This is a genomic window from Laceyella tengchongensis (genome assembly GCF_900182735.1).
Lineage (GTDB): Bacteria > Bacillota > Bacilli > Thermoactinomycetales > Thermoactinomycetaceae > Laceyella > Laceyella tengchongensis.
The window spans coordinates 56,768-76,958 of sequence record NZ_FXTU01000002.1 but is presented as its reverse complement, the minus strand read 5'-3'; the positions used below and the strand labels follow the sequence as shown (position 1 = coordinate 76,958).

The window sequence follows — 20,191 nt, the reverse complement described above, 5'->3', positions numbered from 1 at the left end:
CTTTCTTTAGTTCATGGTGTAATAGAGATAAACATCTTCAAGCGAGGCCGGGACATTTTCGGCGTCTGGGGCCGGCGGCTCATCGGAAACCACGCGAACCAATAGTCCGTCGCTACGATGGACGGCATGGCTGACGATGAAGTTTTTCTGGAGCGAATCGAGCTCTTCTGCCGGGATGACGCACTCCCACACCTTGTAGGCCAGCATTTCCAAGAGCGTTTCCGGTTTGGCGTTGGCGATCAGCGATCCCTGACGGATCAGGATGATCTGGTTAGCGATCGTTTCCACATCGGAGACAATATGGGTCGACAAGATGATGATGCGGTCTTTTCCAATCTGGGAAAGCAAGTTTCTGAACCGGATTCTTTCCGTTGGGTCCAGCCCTACGGTGGGTTCGTCCACAATCAGCAATTGGGGGTCGTTCAACAACGCCTGCGCAATGCCGACACGTTGCTTCATCCCGCCCGAATAACCGCCGATCATGCGCTTGGCATCATTGGTCAGGTTTAACAGCTCCAACAACTCATCGATGCGTTTGCGCGCTTGCTTCATAGGCAACCCTTTGATGGCGGCCATATATTCTAAAAACTCAATGGCGTTTAAATTAGGATAAACGCCGAAGTCCTGTGGCAAATAGCCGAGTTCTGACCGCAGAGCCAACGGGTGCTTAACGATGTCGACTCCGTTCCAAGTGACAGTGCCTTCAGTGGGTTGGTCAATGGTGGCCAAAATCTTCATCATGGTTGACTTGCCGGCACCATTGGGACCTAAAAATCCCCAGACCCCTTTGTCCAGCTCTAGGTTCAGTTGATGAAGGGCCCGTTTTTTGCCGTAATGTTTACTCACATCTTTGATAGTCAAATTCATGTATCATTCGCCTTTCAAATAAGTGATTGGTTATAGCATAAGAAATGAAAGTAAAAAGAAAGTAAAATCAAAGCAAAAGGTTGACAAAATAAAAACCAAGCAGGTAAAACTCTGCTTGGCTGAGTGGGTTAAGTGCTGGCCAAATGGCGAGGAAGGGAAATGGTTACGGTTGTCCCTTTGTTTAATTGACTGTGGACGTCAATCGTTCCTTTGTGCACAGAAATCAGCTGTTTGACGATGGACATGCCTAAGCCCGTCCCTTCCGCCGGCGCGTCGGTGGGAGTGCCTCGGTAATATTTGACGAAGAGGTTATCCACCGTTTCTTTGTCCATGCCTTTGCCATTATCTTGGATCACGATCTGTACCTGGCTGCTCACGAGGATCGACACTTGAATGGTTGTTCCCGGCGGATTGTGGATGATGGCGTTCATCATCAAATTTTGCAGGGCCCGTTTGAAGAGTTTTTCGTCGATTTCCGTTTCTGCGCGTTCGTGATAGGTATAAAATTCAATCTGATCATCTTTGGCCCTGGGGTCGTTGGCCGCATCGGCGACCACCCGGCGCACAAACTCGATGATGTCCACCTTTTTCAAATTCAGAGGAATTTTGTTTTCATCCAGTTGCAAGGACAGATTGAGATCTTGGATCAATTCTTGCAAATGGATTGATTTGGCGTGGATTTCTTTCAAGAATTGCTCTTTTTCCTCTTCTGTCCATTGGTAATGCGGCGACAGTAACATGGTCGAATAACCGTTGATGTAGGTGAGCGGCGTTTTTAAATCATGGGAGATGCCAGCGATCCATTCTTTTTTTAACTCATCTAATTGTTGTTTTTTCAATTCATTTTCTTGCAGGGTGTTTGTTAGCGTCCACACATTGAGCAACACATCCTGATAGAGTTGGTAAGGTTTTTTCATCTGATGGTTATGGGGTTGATAACTGCGCTGAATTTTGTCAGGAACTGAGTAGTCCCCTTCCGCCAACTGACGGATCCAGCTGATCAGGTGGCGGAGAGGCCGTCCCAGGTACCAACCATAACTGATCGCGAACACCACAAACACGATAATGCCGAACAGGGGCGCTTGGTTGAAGTTCTTATTGGATTCCGGGACGATTTCTTCGATGAACATCATTGACAATCCCAACAGGAACAACATCAAGAGCAAACTTAAGACGAAGTGCAGAGCGATGCGAAAGCTCATTTTCATGGACGTTCACCTGCCTTGGGGGGAACAAATTTATAACCGATGCCTCGTAAGTTCACGATGAATCGGGGATTTTTGGGGTCGGGTTCAATTTTTTTACGCAATTTGGATACGTGGACGGCCACCGTTTTTTCGTCCCCCATCAACATGGAGTCCCATACTTGCTCATACAACTGGCTGGTTGTGAAAATCTGATTGGGATGTTCGCACAGAAAGATCATCAGGTCATATTCTTTCGCTGTGCAACGGACTTCTTTACCATTAACAAACAACTGTCCCGTCTCTTTATTGACTGAAAAAGAACCGAAATCCCATTTGGTCGGCTTGGCTTGCATCGATTTTTTGAGGATGCTGTTTCGGCGCAGATGGGCGTTGATGCGGGCGACTACTTCCAAAGGATTGAAGGGTTTGGTGATATAGTCGTCGCCACCGATCCCCAAGCCGGTCAACTTATCTAAATCGCTGGAGCGCGCCGACAGAAACAGAATCGGTGCTTCGGTCACATTGCGTAATTTTCGACACAAGTCAAAGCCGTCGGAATCAGGTAGCATCACATCTAGCACGATGATGTCAAATGGGGTCGTCTCCACGGCTTGTAAGGCTTCTTTGCTTGACGTGGCTTTCACGATCGAGTGAAACCCTTCTTTCAGCAAGATTTTTTCCAACATATTAAGAATGCCAACTTCATCATCTATTAAAAGAATTTTTTCTGTGCGCATCCATTCACCCTCACTTTGCATATCATTCTCCACCGTTCATTATAATTGTTTGGCGAACCCATGTCTTAAGTCTATGATAAAATTCGACAAATCGGCTACAGGTTACAAAGATCGGGTGAGTGAGAAAATGGTCATGTGAAGGATGGGTAATCCAGAGAAATATGAGCTGTTTTCGGCTGGATAAACATGCATGTTGGCATGATGACACAAAAGGAGGACAATTAAAAAAGCATAAAAATAAATACGATAAAACGAAATTGCCATGTAGAGGATGAGCAAGAATAGACACGGTCTAGGGATTGATCCTTGTGAGGTAACGTGAGACGATTAAAAAATATAGAAGACTTACGTAAACGAAGGAGAACACCATGACCGAACAACAACTGTTAGAAAAATACACTGGGATTGTGCAATTTCAAGTTAGCTTTTACAACAATGAAGGCGAAGAGATACTGGAGCATTTAGCGCCATTGGTGGATATACCATTTGACAAACAAGCTTATATAGAGGCTAAAGGCAGACAGAAATCTTCCATCTATCTCATGCGGAGTCAAACTGACGCCCGATGTTTGGTTTTGGTTGAATTCATGACATATACTCACACGCTCATCGTCCGGTGCAAAGAAGAAGTGGGAGCGGCGGTTCGAGAATTGCTATGCCGGGATGAGAATAAAAAGATCGAAAACACGTTGATCAAGCATAGTATGATGAATGCAATCGTACGCCGGTACGGACTGAATATCGATATCGTCGATGAGTTTGATCTGTGGAACTCTGTGTTTAAGGACCGCAGGTTCTGGTGGGAGTATGTCCATTTCAATGCGTACGGGTTATATGATGATGACAATAGCATTTATCCCGAGCTGGTCGATCCCATTCGTTTTCCTATCACAGAGGATGCGGGATTGATGGTATGGATCGGAGACGACATTGACATGTCCTCACTCCACCTGTTTCACCCCTCTTTAGCCAATTCTTTTGAATTGGGATGGGATGACTTGGGTAGATGGCATCCGCATGCACTCAGATGGGAAGAGTTTGAAAAGCTGTACCTCTTTCTCACCCTGCGGCATCCCGAGCAGTTTGTTGTGCCATTTTTGCTAATGCTTCGGTTCGCGGTGGTGACGCGACATGAGGATGCCAAGGCGATTGCCCGCAAAGTGAAAGCAGCATGGCGTTCATTGGGGCTGTTTTCTGAGGAGGAAATCGAACAATTCGATCGGATGGTTTGGTTCAAACCGCATTTTGAATGGACGCAAGATCCGGTTCATGGATGGTATCACGCATGCGATTCGCCTTTTGATGTGTATTCGATGCGGCATGTGTGCACTGATGAGTTTCCATTTCAAGCGTTGGCGGAGGTAATGCAAGCTATTGACTGGCAGATGGACGAGGCGTCCTGGAAAGAAGCAGTGGCGAAATGGGATGCGTTGGTGGAGACCTATTCAATAGACGATGATGAACATTGGTTGGAACGGCGGCAAGGGGAATGCTGAGAGAGAATGCCGTTACTGGATAGCTGTCTACATCCGTTCCTGCTTTGAGGTTGAGGCACAGCGCGGATGCCTGAGTGCTCCGAAAAAATGAGCTCACATCGAAGGCGTCAACCTGCCACTAGCCATGTGTGTGACATCGGTTGACGCCTTTTCTCTTACGAGCAATTGACACCACAGAATTGGTATAGACAATCCTACCAATATAAGATACATTATAAATATATAGAATATTCTATTAATATTGAATGAGGAGGTTGAGATGATGCGTGCTTGGAAAAAAATTGCGTTGCGGTTAGGTCTGTTGGTCATGGGTTGTGGGTTGAGCGTGGCGGCGTTTGCCGAAGGCGCTTTTGCCCATGGTTATATCCAGTCTCCCGCCAGCCGTACTTATCTGTGCCAACAAAAGCAAAACACGAATTGCGGTCAAATTCAGTGGGAACCGCAAAGCGTGGAAGGGGTAGGATCATTTCCACATTCAGGTCCGCCTGACGGACAGATTACAGGGGGCGGACGTTATCCGGAGTTGTACGAGCAAACGTCGACTCGTTGGGCCAAAGTGACTCTGCGCGGGGGGAGCAATTCGTTTACCTGGTATCTGACTGCGCCGCATAGCACGAGAGAGTGGAAGTATTACATCACCAAGAAGGGATGGAATCCGGACAAGCCGATTGCTCGGGCCGATCTGGAATTGTTTTGTTATGTCTATGACGGGGGGAAACGACCGCCAAACACCGTAACCCACCAATGCAACGTGCCGACCGACCGCAGTGGGTACCATGTGATTTTGGGCGTATGGGAAATTGCCGACACCGGCAATGCGTTTTATCAGGCTGTCGATGTAAACCTGGTTAACAGCAAGGTTACCCATGCTTCATGGTTATTGGAGAGATCACGCATAGTAAATGCCCTATCTCAGCAAAAGAATGGTTAAGAAGTTTTTCACCCCTGTCCCCACGGGGGTTTACTGATCCAACCTCACAGGTATTCAGCCCATGCCATCCAAACGCAACGGGTGGCATGGGCCGTTTTTTATTGGAGATTTTTTTGTCGAGGTTTGAAAAAAGGCGTCATAACACAATTTCGCAAGTGATAAATATTATTATGCGGGAAAGGGGGGAAATGGAGAAACGAACATGAAGCAATGAATTGCAAGGGGAGTGTGAATGTGATGAAAAAGAAATGGAAATCCATGATTCTGGCGATCGTGTTTGTGTTGGCTGTTACCTTGGGGAGCGTGTCAGTTAGTCCTGTTGAAGCCAGAACGGTGGTTCCGCTGGAATATGATTTGAGCCATGTCCAATATCAGATTGTGGATACCGATGGAAAGACGTACAATTACAAAACCAGAGCGGCGTATGAAATCGCCGAAAAGAAGTTCAAACAAAAATGGGCCGTCCAGCAAGAGGGGATAAAGGCACAAGCTTCTGATTATGCGACCGAATCGTTCCAACATTCCGGCTTCCGTGGTTGGAAATACACGACACCAGTGGGATATTATACGAACTTCAACAACAGCTCTTACAATGATGAAGTTTCATCACTCAAAACAGCCAGAAAAAGTTCGGGAACACGGGTTTGTTTTCACAAAAATGGGGGCGAACCTTGCAAAACGTTTGGGCCTGGACTTGATATTAGATATGTTGGTGATGGCTGGAATGACCAAATTTCTTATATTAACGTATATCGTTAGGCTATTTCCCGCCCTTTGGGTGGGTTTTTTGTTTGTGGGAGGCGGATCTCGTCAGCTTGATTTGCTTAACAGGCGTGCTTGAGGCTTGGGGCGGTTGCAAGACCTGCTTGGCAAAGGGAGGGTAGAATGTTGCATTTCGCAATGGCGGGGTATAGAGGTGGAAAGTGATGAGGCGTTGGGGTCCTGGATTGTACAAGGAGTGGATTTGTCCATAATCGCAATAAAGGAATTCCCCCGCTTGTTTTCGTTGTTCCCGCTCGGGGGCGGTATCCGACGGGGTGGCGTAGATTCGGTTCACCACTGAGCCGGAGACAACATACAAGCAACAAATCGAATCGCCGTGATCATGGATCGGCGTTTCTGTGTATCCAGGCAAATGGATGACGATCGCTTCTACAGACTTGGAACGGTAGATGACGTTTCGGCCGTAGTGAAGAGGGGGAGCGGGAGCAGGGATGTGCGCGCTTATGCGCTCCAACGTGCATTCGGCCTGTTCAATCGCCTGTTTTAATGCGGTGAAATCAAGGTTCGGGCGGTTGCGCAGGGACATGGCGATGCATTCGATCATATTCATGCAATCTCCTCCTGTGTGATAAAAGAATGTCGTCCATCATGAGTAACTTACTCGAGATTCAAAAGGGAACAAGATTGGTGGGCTGTCTTGTGTAATGATGCTATCATTCCGCAGCCCGGGGAAGTGCGTGGCATGTGATGATGCCGTGGGCATGGAGGTGTGTGCGATGCTTGGACTGTTAGTTATATTATACCATTTGGCAATAGAATAAATCTTCTTTATGTAGTAAGAGGCAAGCCATTTGTTTGCTGTGTCGCTGATACATCTGCCAGTGGCCTCACGATTGCGGCCGGCATGCGTTTTTCTTGAGAGGATTGATTGTTGATTAACGAAATTACCCTTTTGTTAACCAATAGAGGGATGATTTTTATGTATTAATATTGATTGATAAGAAATGGTCGATAGCAAAGGTCGGGAGCCAGTCCGAAAGCGGGTGCGCCAATCTCTTTTCCTGCCTCCTTGAGCGTGAGGAGAAGAGGTAATTTTCATAAAAATTTATCATCTCGATAACCAATCATTAATATTTATAATATTTCGGTTGTTCATTAGCTGTTTTTTGTATAATTGCATTTAAGATGGTAAATTAATCAGTTCTTTTTAGCATCAACATGGTATAATACATGATGATGTGTTACTGAATGAAACAAATGTCTTTTGGGGGAGGACGAAATGGGATGGCAGAACAACATTTGAAGAAAGATATCGGCTTTATGGTGGCGTTGTCGATCGTGATAGGGACGGTGATCGGATCGGGCGTCTTCATGAAGCCGGGCGTTGTGCTCGGTCAAACCAGCGATTCCACGATGGGATTGTTGGCTTGGCTGATCGGGGGAGTGATCACCCTGGCAGGAGGATTGACCATTGCAGAGATTGGGGCACAAATTCCCAAAACCGGCGGTTTGAATGTCTATCTGGAAGAGACATACGGCGAACGTTGGGGGTTTTTGTGTGGATGGATGCAAACCGTCATTTACGGGCCCGCTGTCATTGGCGCCTTGGGGCTGTACCTAGGAAGCCTTATTGTTCACCTGTTTGGCATGGATCATGCCTGGTCGACCTTGATTGGCGTTGGGTTTGTGATCTTTTTGGCGTTGGTGAACATGATCGGCACCAAATACGGTGGTCAGGTGCAGTTGGTGTCAACGATTGCTAAATTGTTGCCTATCGCTTTGATCATTGTGTTTGGCTTGTGGAAAGGGGAAGCCACCATTTTTGGCGTTGCTGGGTCTTCCTCGATGGAGATCAGTTTTGGAGCCGCGGTTGTCGCTACCTTGTTCGCTTATGACGGGTGGATCATGGTCGCGTCGGTGGCCGGTGAAATGAAAAATCCCGCCAAGATGTTGCCGCGGGCGATCATTTTTGGGATTTCAGCGGTGACGCTGGTTTATCTGTTGGTCAACCTTGCGATGTTGCACATCCTGCCAGCAGGAGAAATCGTGAAGCTTGGGGAGAATGCGGCAAGCACCGCCGCTACGTTGTTGTTTGGAGACGTGGGTGGGAAGTTGATTCAAATCGGTATTATTATTTCTATTTTCGGCTGTCTCAACGGCAAAATTCTCACATTCCCCCGCATCCCGTTTTCAATGGCAGAACGGGGCCAATTGCCGGGTTCCCGTTATTTGAAACATGTTCACTCCACGTGGAAAACACCCGTGATGTCCATTTTGTCCCAAGTTGTCTTGGCTATCGCCATGATGCTGTTGGCTGATCCGAACCAATTGTCGGACATTGCTGTGTTTGCGACGTTCCTGTTTTATTTGATGGCTTTTGTCGCTGTATTTATCCTGCGCAAGCGCAAAGGGAACGCTGAGCTTCCGTACCGCGTGCCCTTGTATCCGTTTGTGCCGATTGTGGCCATCGTCGGCGCGTTGTTTGTGATTGTCAGTGCGCTGACGAATGACGTGGTGGGCAGTTTGTCTGTTGTGGGGATTACCCTAGCTGGATTGCCGATCTATTGGCTCATTCGCCGTTATCGGACGGTGAAGAGTGGGCAGGTTGCTTGAGTAAGCAGATAAAGGGATGGGATTGTCCGTTCGTTGGACAATCCCTTTTTTTGTATGTTGAAGTCAGCGCCTCTATTGTTGTTTAATTAATTTGTCAATTCCTTTATTATTAACAAAAGACCAAAGTTTGGTTGTAAATTTATCAGTTTTTTGCAACAAACTCTTTACTTTATTAGTGTAAATGAATAAAATCGAATATATTCAATCGTCGGCATAATTATACTCTTAATAAAAATGGGGGAAATCATGAGGAAAAAGAGTTTGTTCATCGCGTCAGTTGTTTCGTTGTCTCTGTCGTTATTGACCGCGTGTAGTATTCCGTGGTTGGAATCAAACGAAGCCATTCCGGAAAACAAGATTTTGCGTATCATGGAGAGCAATCAGATCTCCAACTTGGACAGTGCCAAGTATGTGGACATCGTTTCATGGAACATTTTGTATAACGTGAATGAAGGATTGATGCGGTTAGGGCCGAACAACCGGCTCGTCAATGGTATGGCAGAATCAGTGGAAGTGAGTCCTGACAAAAAAACCTACACCTTCAAACTGCGCGATGACGCGGAGTGGAGTGATGAAGAGCCAGTCACTGCCCATGATTTCGAATATGCATGGAAACGGGCGCTCGATCCCCGGATTAAATCGGAATACGCTTATATCTTATATCCGATTATGGGCGCAGAAGAATATAACAAGGGAAGAGGTTCCGCGAATCAAGTCAAAGTGAAAGCGATTGATGACCATACGTTGGAAGTGTGCTTGAAGCAACCAGAGCATGAATTTCTGAGCTTGACCACGCAATCCACCTATTTCCCGCAACGAAAAGACATTGTTGAAAAATATGGAGAGGAATATGCCAAATCTCCCGACAAGATGGTTTATAACGGGCCGTTCATCATTGATTCGGTTACACCTACCCAAGTACGGTTGTTGAAAAACGAGCGGTATTGGGACAAAGACACGGTTCAGCTTGGACAAGTCGATGTGCAGGTGCAAGCGGATACATCAAAGCGCATCAATTTTTATAATTCTGGAAAAGCGGACATCACCAAAATTGATTCCGAATTTGTCTACGCATTCAAGCAAACGACAGATTACACCAGTTTGGAATTGGCCTCCTCACAATATCTGTTGATGAACCAAAGCAAACCGTTTTTTAAAAATCCCAATATTCGGCGTGCAATCAGCTTGGCCATCGATCGTAATGAGATTGTAGACAGGGTGTTGAAAGACGGATCAAAACCAGCGGGAGCGCTAATTCCGCCAGCGCTGTCAGTAGAGGGGCAATCATTCCGTCAACGGGCTGGTGGCGAAGTCGTTGGCCACAACCCGAGCTTGGCGCAGACGTACTTCAACAAGGGGTTACGGGAACTGGGGTTAACCCGGCCCCCGGAGTCGATTGTGATGCTCAGCTTCAACGACCAACGAAGTTATGTGGCGTTATCAATCAAAGAGCAACTCAAGGCTAAATTGGGGCTGGAGATCAAATTGAACACTCTCCCGCGTAAAACCAAAGTGGATCACGAATTGAAAGGTGAATTTGACATGACCATGTCCAGCTGGTTTGCCGACTACAGTGATCCCATCGGTTTCTTGGAAATATGGACCGCAAATTCCGGATTGAATTACATGAAATTTAACAATGCGGCCTATGATCGGTTGATCAAACAAGCCAAAGCGGCAGCATCGCACAATAAGAAAACCTCCTTGATGATTCAGGCGGAGAAACTATTGGTCGGAACAGGTGAGGGCCAACAGGCGGCGCTTGTGCCCTTGTATTATGAGACGAATTCGTTTTTGCAAAAGCCATATGTGAAGGGGTTGCATCGCCATCCGTATGGAGCCGAATATGACCTCAAATGGGCTTCGGTCGACGGGAAACAGTGAAGCGGGCAGGGGTGCGGCTACTCAGAGGAGAAGCCGCACCTTTTTTATGAAGGATGTGATCGGTGACGAGAGTGATTCGTGCGTGTTTGATAAAGAGATAAATAGAAAAGATTTTTCCGCTGTTTCTATCCACCCACTTGATTTGCGTGACATACCCTAATATTTTTGAAAAGAGGGAATGTTCCATGCAGAGTCAGAAGCATTGCCCACACCAGCATCACGATCGGACAGGAGGCGGAAGTAGTGAAGAAATTATTCACAAATTTAACTTTTCAAGTGCTAAGTGCAATCACCATCGGGATCATCCTTGGCGCCGTCGCACCAAACACGGCCAATTACCTGAAGCCGCTCAGCGATATCTTTATCAACATGGTTAAGATGGTGATCGCGCCGATTATCTTTTTTACGATTGTGCTCGGCATTGCCAAAATGGGCGACATGAAGAAAGTGGGAAGGGTCGGAGGAAAAGCGCTGCTCTACTTTGAAATCGTGACCACGTTTGCGTTGATTATCGGCCTGGTGGTCGCCAATGTGGTCGAGCCGGGTGAGGGAGTGCCCCTTAACAGCTCACAATACAAAAAAGAAGTGGACGGATACGTTCATGAAGGCGAGAAAATGGATATGGTGGACTTCTTGATCCATATCGTTCCCTCCAATGTGGTAGATTCGTTCGCAAAAGGGGACATTCTTCAGGTCGTCTTTTTCGCTGTCCTGTTCGGCTTCGCTTTGGCTTCCCTCGGGCAGGCAAACCAGCTGGTGATTGACGTGTTCGAGCGGATCAGTCAAGCTTTTTTCAAACTCGTCAACATGGTGATGCGGGTGGCGCCGCTTGGGGCGCTTGGAGCGATCTCATACACGATTGGTCATTACGGCTTATCTTCGCTCATCCCGTTGGGGAAATTGATGTTGGCCGTCTATCTGACCATGATTTTCTTTGTGTTTGTCATACTTAATCTGATTTGTAAGATATATGGATTCAGTTTGTGGAAGTATTTGAAATTCATCAAAGAGGAAATATTGATCGTTTTGGGCACATCTTCATCGGAATCCGTTTTGCCGCGGATGATGCATAAAATGGAGGCGTATGGGTGCTCCCGATCAGTGGTTGGGTTAGTACTTCCCACCGGATATTCGTTTAACCTGGACGGCACTTCGATTTATTTGACCATGGCCGTTATCTTTTTGGCGCAGGTGAGCGGGGTGGACTTGAGTCTGACGCAAGAATTGACAGTCATCGCCATTCTCATGTTGACGTCCAAGGGGGCAGCCACAGTGACCGGTGGAGGCTTCATTGTGTTGGCGTCCACATTGGGGGCGATGCAGGTCATACCGATGGAGGGGCTGACGTTGTTGTTGGGTGTGGACCGCTTCATGTCTGAAGCCCGTGCGCTTGTCAATATGATCGGAAACGGGATCGCCACCATCGTTGTGGCCAAAAGCGAACAGGAATTTGATGCGGCCAAACAGCTAGAAGCGGAGCAGAATGCTGTTGCGTCTTAGGGTGCGCGTAGCTTCCAGCGGACACGGGCGATTTGCCGCTTGCTTATGAAAGAAATTTCAATTAAAATGGATAGTGCGACAATACTGATCAACGACAAGGAGGTGAGGGTTCATGAGCTACGCATGGCAGAATTGGCTGGGTTGGTTGGTGGTGGAAATTACTGCCATTACCCATGGTTTGGCTGAAAATGGGATACGTGTGCCCTTTTTTAGCCAAATACCAGCAATTCAAGCGTAGCATCAGAACCCCACTATTCTCAACATAGATGTGAGAAAGCCATCAGCGGGTGTGTATGCTGATGGCTTTTTTGCGTCCAAAAAGGAGTGTTTGTCGATGATCGTATGCGCATGTCATCAATTGAAAAAAATGTTGGGTGCCACATGGGTACTAAAACAAATAGATGGTGAAATACATGAACGCGCTCGCATTGGCTTGGTTGGTGCCAACGGGAGCGGGAAGACCACCCTATTGAAATGTTTGGCAGGGATTGAGCGGCCAGATGAAGGAGAAGTCTTCATTCGCAAGCAAGCGAAAGTGGGCTATCTGGCACAATTGCCAGAGACGGATAAGAAGACCACGGTGGAGGACGTGTTGCGGCAACCGTTTGCCAAACTGACTGCCATGGAGCGTAAAATGAATGAATTATCGTTGCAAATGGGTGAAACGGACTCTCCCCAAAAATTAGAACGCTTGCTCAGCCAATGGGATGTGTTGCGCGAACGCTTTGAACAAGAAGGCGGGTACCAGATCGACTCGCTCATTACCCAGGTAGCTACTGGATTGGGTGTGCCCAAAGAGATGTGGAATCTGCCATTTCACAAGTTGAGCGGTGGAGAAAAGACGAAAGTTGGTTTGGCTACATTGCTACTGTCCCGGCCGGACTGCTTGCTGCTTGATGAACCGACCAATCATTTGGATTTGCCGTCGGTGGAATGGTTGGAAAACTATCTTGAAAAATATCAAGGCGCCGTGTTGCTCGTCTCTCATGACCGTTACTTTCTTGATCGGGTGACTAATGAGACATGGGATTTGGAAGATGGAGAGATTCATATATATCCCGGTAATTACTCCCGTTTCACCAAACTGAAGGAAGAACGCCTGCTGGCTGAATTCAAACAGTATCAAGAGCAGGAGAAGAAAATCAAAAAAATGAAAGAAACCATTAAACGGCTGAAAGAATGGGCCAACCGCGCCAATCCTCCCAATGCAGGCATGCATCGGCGCGCCAAAAGCATGGAAAAAGCGCTGGAGCGGATGGAGAAGGTGAAAAAGCCTGTCTTGGAGCGGAGGAAAATGCGTTTGCAATTTGATTTTGCCAAGCGGAGCGGCAAAGATGTGATCGTCGCCGAAAATATTGGCAAGTTGTATGGTGACCGCTTGCTGTTCGCAGGGTGCGGGATGTTGGTACGTTTCGGGGAGAGATGTGCCATTGTCGGAGCGAACGGAACAGGCAAATCCACGTTGCTGCGCATCATCCTGGGCCGGGAGCAGGCGGACGATGGCTGGGTGCGGTTGGGTGACAGCGTGAAAGTGGGCTATCTTTCCCAGGCGGGCTATGAAGGCGATCCGGAGCAAACGGTAATCAACGCCTTCAGAGAGGAAGTCGCGGTGACAGAAGGGGAGGCCCGCCATTTGTTGGCCCGGTTCCTTTTTTACGGCCACTCTGTCTTCCGCAAAGTGGGCGACTTGAGCGGTGGGGAGCGGATGCGGTTGCGGTTGGCGCAGTTGATGCATCAGGACATCAATTTGTTGGTTATGGATGAGCCGACGAATCACTTGGACATCGACTCGCGGGAAGTGCTTGAAGAAGCATTGGCGGAATTTCCCGGCACCATCCTCGCCGTTTCCCATGACCGCTATTTCTTAAACCGTTTGTTCGGCACCATTTATTGGCTGGAGAATCAGCAACTTCACCGCTACGATGGTGATTATGATTGGGCCAAAAACAAACGCTTAGAGGGCGGCCCATCGCAGGCGTGACTTCTTCGGCACAAAGGAGCCTTTTGATGAAAAAAGGCTCCTTTTTATGTTTCGAAGAGTTGGGGTAGTTCACACCGATTCCTGCTTCAGGTATCTTTAAAAGAGAACGCGGAAACAAATGAGGGGGGTAAAGGAAATGGACACGACTCGCAACATTTATTGCGTGGGTCGCAATTACCGTCTGCATGCGGCGGAGCTTGGCAATGCGGTGCCCTCGTCGCTGATGGTTTTCTCTAAGCCGACCCATGCGCTAGCGCTTGCCGATGGACGGGCCATCAGACTGCCTGTGGGTCAAGGGCAGGTGCACTATGAAGCGGAGTTGGTCATCCGAATCGGCAAACCGTATCAAAAAGGGCTATCAGTTGATGAATTGATTGACGCTTTTGCGCTTGGTATCGATTTTACGTTGCGTGATTTGCAAGAAGATTTAAAACGGAAAGGTCATCCGTGGCTTCAGGCCAAAGGATTTCCCAACTCAGCCCTGGTCACCAAGTTTTACCCCTTCCCGGGTGTAGAGACCTGTGCTGACACGGATTTCGCCCTTGCCAAAAATGGGGTTGAGGTGCAACGTGGCAACATTCAGGATATGGTGTTCGATTTGCAGACGATCGTCGATTTTTGCGGAAATCATTTGGGACTGGGAGCAGGGGATATCATTTATACTAGCACGCCGGCTGGCGTCGGTGAAGTGAATGCGGGTGACCGGTTGCAGTTGCTGTGGGGAGAGGACGTGCTCGGGGAGTGTGTGATTGCTGGCACTGATCAGTAAACCGGAGGTCTAGCTTGGTGCGGTTTATGATTGAGCGGTGATGATAAATCTGTAAGTTTTAGAGAGAGATAAGCTCATTCTAGCTTTACGTATATGTATAGCGTAACTACATATGTTAATAAAACAGGCGTAGGGTATGATTATATTGTGATAACAGCCCCATCTCCTGAATGCTAGTCTTGAAGGATCGGATATCATTTACTCTTAAAAATAAGTAGTACGTAGCCGTATTCCTATTGGTATACGGCTTTTTAAGTTGCGAAACGTCGCGAAACACAGAGAATCGTATCCCCCGCTTTGCCATCATGGTCATGGCAGGGTTGATAACATTCTTTTTATCGGCAAGGAGTAAGGCCCACGAATTGAAACCATTCCCAAAACGCTTTCCGTTCCGCGGCGCTGACTGGAAAGTTGGTTCCTTTGGGGTTGCGCAGGATGGACAGATTGGCGAATTCAGGATCTTGCGACAAATGCTTGCGCAAAACGGGTTGGTTCAGCACATAGTCAAACCGGACATGACACTTAACTCCGCCGAATCGATCATATTCATGAATGGTGAAGGGATCACGCATAACCCTTCCAATCACGTAGACTCCCGCGTTGGGTTGCGTTTTCCAGAAATAGATTTCATCCCCTTGTTTGATTCGTTGACGATGCTGATTGACGCTCCAAGTATCGGGTCTGCTGGGGCGGGAGTTCCGCTGCTTGAGATGTTGCATCAAATCAAAGCCAAGCTTGGGGTTGTATTGAAAGATCCATGCCGTAAGGTTCTGTTCCACCATTTTGAATGGTCCCTCCAAGAACTGCGTTTCTTCTATGATAAACCAGTGGGGAAACATTTCCCGGGGAATGGATAACACGACCCATAAAGTGTGGTAGAATGGGGTCAGTTCTTTGAATACATACCAATAGGAGTGTGTTTTATTATGCCGATAGGCCAACCTGATTATGTCAACCAACTGTTGATCCCCTTGGGAGCAGACTTGTTGCTGTTCATCCTCAAAGGGGTGGTTGTTTTGCTGTTGGCGGGCTTTTTTGTGAAAAAGTATGTTGCCCCTTTGTTCAAAAAAGAGACCAAAGCGGTTGAAGAGCCAAGTGCGCCGGCGGCAACATCAGAGCAACAATCATAGGTGAAAACAAGCGGCCCGCCTGCATGGCGGGCCGCTTTACGCTTTGTTGTTGGCAAGCGGTGGTTCATTTACCTTTTCACGAATTTGACGGCATCTGCGATGACATAGCCGGTGCCTGTCGTCCAGCGTGACACGGCAATACGGTTGGCGTCACCCGCCGCAAAGTTAAAGGTTCCTAGATGGTTCCAGACACCTCCGCTGGAGCGTTGGGAAACGTGGACGGTCTGGCTACCGTTGGTGGTGTTGATCACATAAGGTGTCTGGTCATTGTAGATGGAGCCTGACGGCCACCAAGCATATACATCATAACTTCCAGAGGTGGGGAGGTTTACTTTGTACCATGCTGCGTCACTGATCGTTTCAGGCTTGGCATAGCGATAATCGGCTCCGTATTTTTGGGCATTGGTCGTGCCTATCGCCCAATTGGCGCTGGCAGTGAAGCGGTTCGAAGTGGCGTTATCAGTGACCAAATCGGCACCGCCGCCCGACTGATTGACTAAGCTCATGTAATAGTTCCAATCCCAATTGGGGCCGGGGTCGGTGTGGGTGGCGCCTGGAACTTGGTTATGGCCAATAATGTGACTGCGGTCTTTGGGAATCCCGTACCTGTCGCACAACCAGCGGGTCAGCTTGGCAGAGGCGCGGTACATGGCATCAGTGTACCAGGCTGGATCATTTACATACCCTTCATGCTCTATCCCTACGGAGTGGACATTGTAATCCCAGTTGCCAGCATGCCAAGCGATGTCTTTGTTCTGCACCATTTGGGTCACTTGTCCATCACTGGAGCGGATGACATAATGCGCGCTTACTTGGGCAGAGGGATTTTGAAACCAACTGATCGTACCATTATAAGAGCCTTGCGTGGTGTGGATGATCACGTAGTTGATGGCATTGCCGTCGGATTCCCTGTTGGCGGCAGTATAGTTGGCACTGGATGCCGCTACCCAGCGCGCTTCGGGATAATCGGGTGTGGCTTGGCCGGACGGATCGCGAGGTTCACCGTATTCCCCGCGGTTGGGTGTGACCGGCGTGGGTTTTAATCGCACCTCTTGGCCGTTGATAACGCGGGAGACGCCGCGGTTGATCAGAGCATATACATCATCGGCATACCATGCTTTGGTTTGGTGGCTGGATAGTCCGCTGTATTCCGCTACGACTGTGTACCAATCGGCCAGCTTCTTCGGTACGTGTCCCTGGTTTTGTTCTTTGGCGATTTGCCGCAACACGGCTGCCGCGCCACGGATGTTAGCCTGGATGTCCCGGGTCAGCACTTGTTTATCTATGCCTAGCAATCGGCTGGCTTGTACCAATGAGTCATTGGTGGGGTTTTCGGCCAAATGCATAATGCCGTATCCGTTGAGCTGGCTGGGTTGGCCCTGATGATCCATCCATCTTGTCTCGGCATAGCCAATCGCCAACAACACTTCAACGGGCACCTCAAACTCTGCGGCGGCCATCTCGAAGACGTGGGACAAAGACGGCTGTTCCTCGGCTGCAACGGGCGGTGGAGCTGAGAAAGGCAGAGTGAGCAGACAGCAAATGGCTAACCAAGAGAGCAAACGCTTTCTCAAATGAAGACGCCTCCTTTACAAATAGATAGATTGGGTGTGTAGGAGTTTAGTACGAACGGTTGCATGAAAAAGAAGAGATCATTTTTGTAAATATGACAGGATAACTAATGTTATTATAAATAATAATATTCTGATAGTAAATAATATTATGTTTTGTGTCTGGTCGTGCGGGATACATAAAAATTGGCCGGGAGGGGACAGGTGATTTGTCCTCCCGGCCAAAGGGATTTGGGTGACATTATCTTTCAACAAGAAGATCCCAATTTGGTTCGTCATCGGAAGAAGATTGATTGTAGATAAGCGAGTTGGCCGATTCCTGTTTCTTTTCGTGGCCCATCGACAGGATCTCTTCATCTGAGGCGTCCCATGCTGGTCGCGGTTCTCGGTTCATGATTCTCACCTTCTTTCTCGATGGATGCCGACGGTTATCAGTAAGGAGTTCCATCCCACTGTAAGGAGTTGATTCGCTCCAAACAGGTACGATAACGTTTATAGCCATTGGCGTCACCGTATGGTTCAGACAGAGGATGGAACAGAGGAAAAAGATCCACTTGCTGAATGATCATCGTCGGTCTTACTTTGGTCATTTTTTTTAATATGGATGGATAATTTCTTCCTCATGCGAGAGGGATTAAAAAGCTGGTTCAGTGCACATGGTTTTGTTAAACTGTAATTGGATGGTTCTGAAAATAAAGAATAATTCCGTTCGTGTTTGGGTTTCCCGCTTCAAGCTCCTGACTAAATAGATGAGGGAGAGATGGTTTGGTGAATCAGAAGAGCGTCTGGTCCGGGCTTTTGTGTATCGGCGGAGCCCACTTGGACCGCAAGGCGATGAGTCAAACCACCGTCAGATTGGGCTCTTCTAATCCGGCGGTAACGATTGAAACATGTGGCGGCGTGGCCCGCAATGTGGCAGAAGCGGTGGCGAGGTTGGGGGAGCGCGTTTCTTTGGTTTCCCGTGTGGGCCGAGATCGCATCGGCGAAAGGGTGATCATGGGTACAAAACGGGCGGGGGTAGATGTCCAGTATGTGGACATTAGTCCTACTGCCCGGACGGGTACTTATACGGCGCTGATCGATGCCAATGGGGAACTGGTTGTCTCGTTCGCCGACACGATGATATATGAAGAAATGACCGTTGCTTGGATTGAGCCGCGTTGGCCGTTGATCGCTTCGGCCGCTTTGGTGTTTCTCGACACGAATCTTCCCGAGCAGACGCTTCAGTATGTGATCGGGCGTTGTCGGCGAGAACAGATTCCGGTGTGCGTCAATTTGGTTTCCGCCGCAAAGGCTCCCAAAGCCAAAGCGCATTTGGAAGGGTTAGAGATGCTCTTTTCCAACCTTGAAGAAGCGGAAGCATTGACCGGCAAGCCCATCGGTTCCCCAGCAGAAGCGGAAACGGCGGCCAACTCTTTGCTGGGGAGAGGCGTGAAGCAGGTATTTCTCACATTGGGCGAACAGGGGGTCATCTGTGCGTCGGCGACGGAATTGTTGCGGTGGCCTGCGACGGCGGCCGCAGTTGTGGATGCGACTGGGGCGGGGGATGCCTTTGTGGCTGGCGTACTGGTTCAATGGATGCGGGGGACAGTAGGTGCAGAAGCGGTTCGGTTTGGGTTGGCTATGGCGCAGCTCGCGCTGCAAACCGTCGATAATGTGGCTTGCGATTTGAGTTTTGAACGGATTCAGCAGCAGTTAAGAGGGGAGAGCGCATGAGAGAAGAGATGTGGCACCTGTCTGCGGAAGTAAAACGGGCACTGAATGAAGGCAAGCCCGTCGTCGCTTTGGAAAGCACCATCATTTCCCACGGCATGCCTTATCCGCACAACTTGTCCACGGCTCAGGAAGTGGAACAGATCATACGCGAGCAGGGCGCTGTTCCGGCGATGATCGCAATTATCAACCATAAGGTGAGAATAGGATTGGACGCCGAGGAACTGAAGTTTTTGGCCACGCACAAACAGGTGGAAAAAGTGAGCCGCCGTGACCTTCCCTATGTGCTGGCGATGGGAAAGGTTGGCGCGACCACGGTGGCGGCGACCATGATCTGCGCGGCGGCGGTCGGCATTCGCGTCTTTGCCACCGGCGGGATCGGAGGAGTGCATCGGGAAGGGGAACAGACGATGGACATTTCCGCTGATTTGACCGAACTGGCGCGCACTCGGGTAGCTGTGGTTAGCGCCGGCGTCAAGTCGATTTTGGATATTGGGCGGACGTTGGAGGTATTGGAAACAAACGGTGTTCCGGTCATCGGCTATCAAACAGACGCCTTTCCTTCCTTTTATGCTCGCGATAGCGGATACGGCGTGGATTGCCGCGTCGACGCACCCGAGGATGTCGCCCAGATCATGCGCGCCAAATGGGATATGGGGTTGGATGGGGGATTAGTGGTCGCCAATCCGGTACCGTCGGAAGCTGCTTTAGATTTTGATAAGATGGAAGCGATCATTTGCAGTGCACTCAAGGAAGCGAAGCAGGAGGGGATCACTGGAAAGCGAATCACCCCTTTTTTGTTGGATCGGATCAAAACGTTGTCGGGAGGCGAAAGCTTGGCGGCCAATGTCGCGCTGGTGAAACACAATGCCCGAGTCGCTGCACAGATCGCGGTGGCTTATCATGCGTTGATCAGTTAATTAGGGCGTGTCTGATGAATAGGCCAACGGCTCCAAAACCATTTTCTCATTCGCTTCACGCGTGGCGAGGCGCTTCTCGAGAAAAGGTTTTTCCGCCGCTTCTTACCCACCAACTTGATTTGCCAGACACACCCTAGTGCAAGGAGAGCCCGCTTCAGGCCCATCGTGC

General features: G+C 48.7%; 19 protein-coding genes. 12 read left to right on the top strand and 7 right to left on the bottom strand.

Going from position 1 to position 20,191, the window contains the following annotated elements:
- Positions 1 to 6: 6 nt before the first annotated feature.
- The 3 genes from QQZ12_RS04000 to QQZ12_RS03990 all read right to left on the bottom strand — a co-directional run bounded on the left by QQZ12_RS04000 (position 7) and on the right by QQZ12_RS03990 (position 2,791).
- Positions 7 to 867 carry an ABC transporter ATP-binding protein gene (locus QQZ12_RS04000; RefSeq protein ID WP_102992759.1) on the bottom strand — a complete coding sequence of 287 codons (861 nt, stop codon included), beginning with the start codon at positions 865 to 867 and terminating at the stop codon, positions 7 to 9.
- A gap of 128 nt (positions 868 to 995) precedes the next feature.
- On the bottom strand, positions 996 to 2,075 hold the full coding sequence (locus tag QQZ12_RS03995) for a HAMP domain-containing sensor histidine kinase (protein WP_245888346.1): 1,080 nt from the start codon (positions 2,073 to 2,075) through the stop codon (positions 996 to 998).
- A complete protein-coding gene (locus QQZ12_RS03990; RefSeq protein WP_102993855.1) occupies positions 2,072 to 2,791 on the bottom strand; it encodes a response regulator transcription factor in 720 nt (239 codons plus the stop codon). Before QQZ12_RS03990 ends, QQZ12_RS03995 begins: the two co-directional genes overlap by 4 nt.
- Before the next feature lie 368 nt (positions 2,792 to 3,159).
- Between QQZ12_RS03990 and QQZ12_RS03985 the strand changes: the two genes are divergently transcribed.
- The 3 genes from QQZ12_RS03985 (at position 3,160) to QQZ12_RS03975 (ending at position 5,977) form a co-directional block, all read left to right on the top strand.
- Positions 3,160 to 4,287 carry a hypothetical protein gene (locus QQZ12_RS03985; protein ID WP_284724017.1) on the top strand — a complete coding sequence of 376 codons (1,128 nt, stop codon included), beginning with the start codon at positions 3,160 to 3,162 and terminating at the stop codon, positions 4,285 to 4,287.
- Positions 4,288 to 4,549: 262 nt separating this feature from the next.
- On the top strand, positions 4,550 to 5,218 hold the full coding sequence (locus tag QQZ12_RS03980) for a lytic polysaccharide monooxygenase (RefSeq protein WP_284724016.1): 669 nt from the start codon (positions 4,550 to 4,552) through the stop codon (positions 5,216 to 5,218).
- A gap of 237 nt (positions 5,219 to 5,455) precedes the next feature.
- Entirely contained in the window at positions 5,456 to 5,977 is a 522-nt protein-coding gene (locus QQZ12_RS03975; protein WP_106342664.1) for a hypothetical protein, read from the top strand.
- Between the two features lies 1 nt (position 5,978).
- On the opposite strand, the gene QQZ12_RS03970 is transcribed toward QQZ12_RS03975, so the two are convergent.
- Positions 5,979 to 6,551 carry a cysteine dioxygenase gene (locus QQZ12_RS03970; RefSeq protein ID WP_154987914.1) on the bottom strand — a complete coding sequence of 191 codons (573 nt, stop codon included), beginning with the start codon at positions 6,549 to 6,551 and terminating at the stop codon, positions 5,979 to 5,981.
- Positions 6,552 to 7,225: 674 nt separating this feature from the next.
- Here QQZ12_RS03970 and QQZ12_RS03965 point away from each other — a divergent pair.
- The 6 genes from QQZ12_RS03965 (at position 7,226) to QQZ12_RS03940 (ending at position 14,688) form a co-directional block, all read left to right on the top strand.
- The gene (locus tag QQZ12_RS03965; protein ID WP_102992754.1) at positions 7,226 to 8,554 is read left to right on the top strand and encodes an APC family permease; all 1,329 of its coding nucleotides are present in this window, start codon (positions 7,226 to 7,228) and stop codon (positions 8,552 to 8,554) included.
- A 246-nt stretch (positions 8,555 to 8,800) separates the two neighbouring features.
- Positions 8,801 to 10,438, top strand: coding sequence for a peptide ABC transporter substrate-binding protein (locus QQZ12_RS03960; RefSeq protein WP_189318849.1), 1,638 nt, complete (start codon positions 8,801 to 8,803; stop codon positions 10,436 to 10,438).
- Between the two features lie 243 nt (positions 10,439 to 10,681).
- Complete coding sequence (locus QQZ12_RS03955) at positions 10,682 to 11,938, top strand: dicarboxylate/amino acid:cation symporter (RefSeq protein WP_102992752.1); 1,257 nt, start codon at positions 10,682 to 10,684, stop codon at positions 11,936 to 11,938.
- A 112-nt stretch (positions 11,939 to 12,050) separates the two neighbouring features.
- A complete protein-coding gene (locus tag QQZ12_RS03950; protein ID WP_262983035.1) occupies positions 12,051 to 12,176 on the top strand; it encodes an RAxF-45 family protein in 126 nt (41 codons plus the stop codon).
- Between the two features lie 96 nt (positions 12,177 to 12,272).
- Positions 12,273 to 13,919 (top strand): ribosomal protection-like ABC-F family protein, encoded by a 1,647-nt coding sequence (abc-f, locus tag QQZ12_RS03945; RefSeq protein WP_284724015.1) that lies wholly within the window; start codon positions 12,273 to 12,275, stop codon positions 13,917 to 13,919.
- A 136-nt stretch (positions 13,920 to 14,055) separates the two neighbouring features.
- Positions 14,056 to 14,688: a fumarylacetoacetate hydrolase family protein gene (locus QQZ12_RS03940; RefSeq protein WP_284724014.1), complete on the top strand. Its 633-nt coding sequence runs from the start codon at positions 14,056 to 14,058 to the stop codon at positions 14,686 to 14,688.
- Between the two features lie 335 nt (positions 14,689 to 15,023).
- On the opposite strand, the gene QQZ12_RS03935 is transcribed toward QQZ12_RS03940, so the two are convergent.
- Complete coding sequence (locus tag QQZ12_RS03935; RefSeq protein WP_189318848.1) at positions 15,024 to 15,470, bottom strand: EVE domain-containing protein; 447 nt, start codon at positions 15,468 to 15,470, stop codon at positions 15,024 to 15,026.
- Between the two features lie 144 nt (positions 15,471 to 15,614).
- Between QQZ12_RS03935 and QQZ12_RS03930 the strand changes: the two genes are divergently transcribed.
- Complete coding sequence (locus QQZ12_RS03930) at positions 15,615 to 15,818, top strand: hypothetical protein (RefSeq protein ID WP_102992748.1); 204 nt, start codon at positions 15,615 to 15,617, stop codon at positions 15,816 to 15,818.
- 68 nt (positions 15,819 to 15,886) lie between these two features.
- Here the strand turns inward: QQZ12_RS03930 and QQZ12_RS03925 are convergent, their stop codons facing one another.
- A complete protein-coding gene (locus QQZ12_RS03925) occupies positions 15,887 to 17,392 on the bottom strand; it encodes a golvesin C-terminal-like domain-containing protein (RefSeq protein ID WP_223247946.1) in 1,506 nt (501 codons plus the stop codon).
- Between the two features lie 238 nt (positions 17,393 to 17,630).
- Positions 17,631 to 17,783 (bottom strand): hypothetical protein, encoded by a 153-nt coding sequence (locus QQZ12_RS03920; RefSeq protein WP_154987791.1) that lies wholly within the window; start codon positions 17,781 to 17,783, stop codon positions 17,631 to 17,633.
- Between the two features lie 374 nt (positions 17,784 to 18,157).
- Between QQZ12_RS03920 and QQZ12_RS03910 the strand changes: the two genes are divergently transcribed.
- Together QQZ12_RS03910 and QQZ12_RS03905 are read left to right on the top strand one after the other, a co-directional pair.
- On the top strand, positions 18,158 to 19,105 hold the full coding sequence (locus QQZ12_RS03910; protein WP_284724013.1) for a carbohydrate kinase family protein: 948 nt from the start codon (positions 18,158 to 18,160) through the stop codon (positions 19,103 to 19,105).
- The gene (locus QQZ12_RS03905; protein WP_223247945.1) at positions 19,102 to 20,022 is read left to right on the top strand and encodes a pseudouridine-5'-phosphate glycosidase; all 921 of its coding nucleotides are present in this window, start codon (positions 19,102 to 19,104) and stop codon (positions 20,020 to 20,022) included. Before QQZ12_RS03910 ends, QQZ12_RS03905 begins: the two co-directional genes overlap by 4 nt.
- The last annotated feature ends 169 nt before the right edge of the window (positions 20,023 to 20,191 follow it).

Excerpts from the sequence above, each read along its gene's own strand:
- QQZ12_RS03980 (WP_284724016.1), top strand. The coding sequence starts at position 4,550 with ATGCGTGCTTGGAAAAAAATTGCGTTGCGGTTAGGTCTGTTGGTCATG.
- abc-f (WP_284724015.1), top strand. The coding sequence starts at position 12,273 with ATGATCGTATGCGCATGTCATCAATTGAAAAAAATGTTGGGTGCCACA.
- QQZ12_RS03970 (WP_154987914.1), bottom strand. The coding sequence starts at position 6,551 with ATGAATATGATCGAATGCATCGCCATGTCCCTGCGCAACCGCCCGAAC.
- QQZ12_RS03960 (WP_189318849.1), top strand. The coding sequence starts at position 8,801 with ATGAGGAAAAAGAGTTTGTTCATCGCGTCAGTTGTTTCGTTGTCTCTG.
- QQZ12_RS03965 (WP_102992754.1), top strand. The coding sequence starts at position 7,226 with ATGGCAGAACAACATTTGAAGAAAGATATCGGCTTTATGGTGGCGTTG.
- QQZ12_RS03975 (WP_106342664.1), top strand. The coding sequence starts at position 5,456 with ATGAAAAAGAAATGGAAATCCATGATTCTGGCGATCGTGTTTGTGTTG.
- QQZ12_RS03990 (WP_102993855.1), bottom strand. The coding sequence starts at position 2,791 with ATGCGCACAGAAAAAATTCTTTTAATAGATGATGAAGTTGGCATTCTT.
- QQZ12_RS03995 (WP_245888346.1), bottom strand. The coding sequence starts at position 2,075 with ATGAAAATGAGCTTTCGCATCGCTCTGCACTTCGTCTTAAGTTTGCTC.
- QQZ12_RS04000 (WP_102992759.1), bottom strand. The coding sequence starts at position 867 with ATGAATTTGACTATCAAAGATGTGAGTAAACATTACGGCAAAAAACGG.
- QQZ12_RS03935 (WP_189318848.1), bottom strand. The coding sequence starts at position 15,470 with ATGGTGGAACAGAACCTTACGGCATGGATCTTTCAATACAACCCCAAG.
- QQZ12_RS03940 (WP_284724014.1), top strand. The coding sequence starts at position 14,056 with ATGGACACGACTCGCAACATTTATTGCGTGGGTCGCAATTACCGTCTG.
- QQZ12_RS03930 (WP_102992748.1), top strand. The coding sequence starts at position 15,615 with ATGCCGATAGGCCAACCTGATTATGTCAACCAACTGTTGATCCCCTTG.
- QQZ12_RS03920 (WP_154987791.1), bottom strand. The coding sequence starts at position 17,783 with ATGAACCGAGAACCGCGACCAGCATGGGACGCCTCAGATGAAGAGATC.
- QQZ12_RS03985 (WP_284724017.1), top strand. The coding sequence starts at position 3,160 with ATGACCGAACAACAACTGTTAGAAAAATACACTGGGATTGTGCAATTT.
- QQZ12_RS03905 (WP_223247945.1), top strand. The coding sequence starts at position 19,102 with ATGAGAGAAGAGATGTGGCACCTGTCTGCGGAAGTAAAACGGGCACTG.
- QQZ12_RS03950 (WP_262983035.1), top strand. The coding sequence starts at position 12,051 with ATGAGCTACGCATGGCAGAATTGGCTGGGTTGGTTGGTGGTGGAAATT.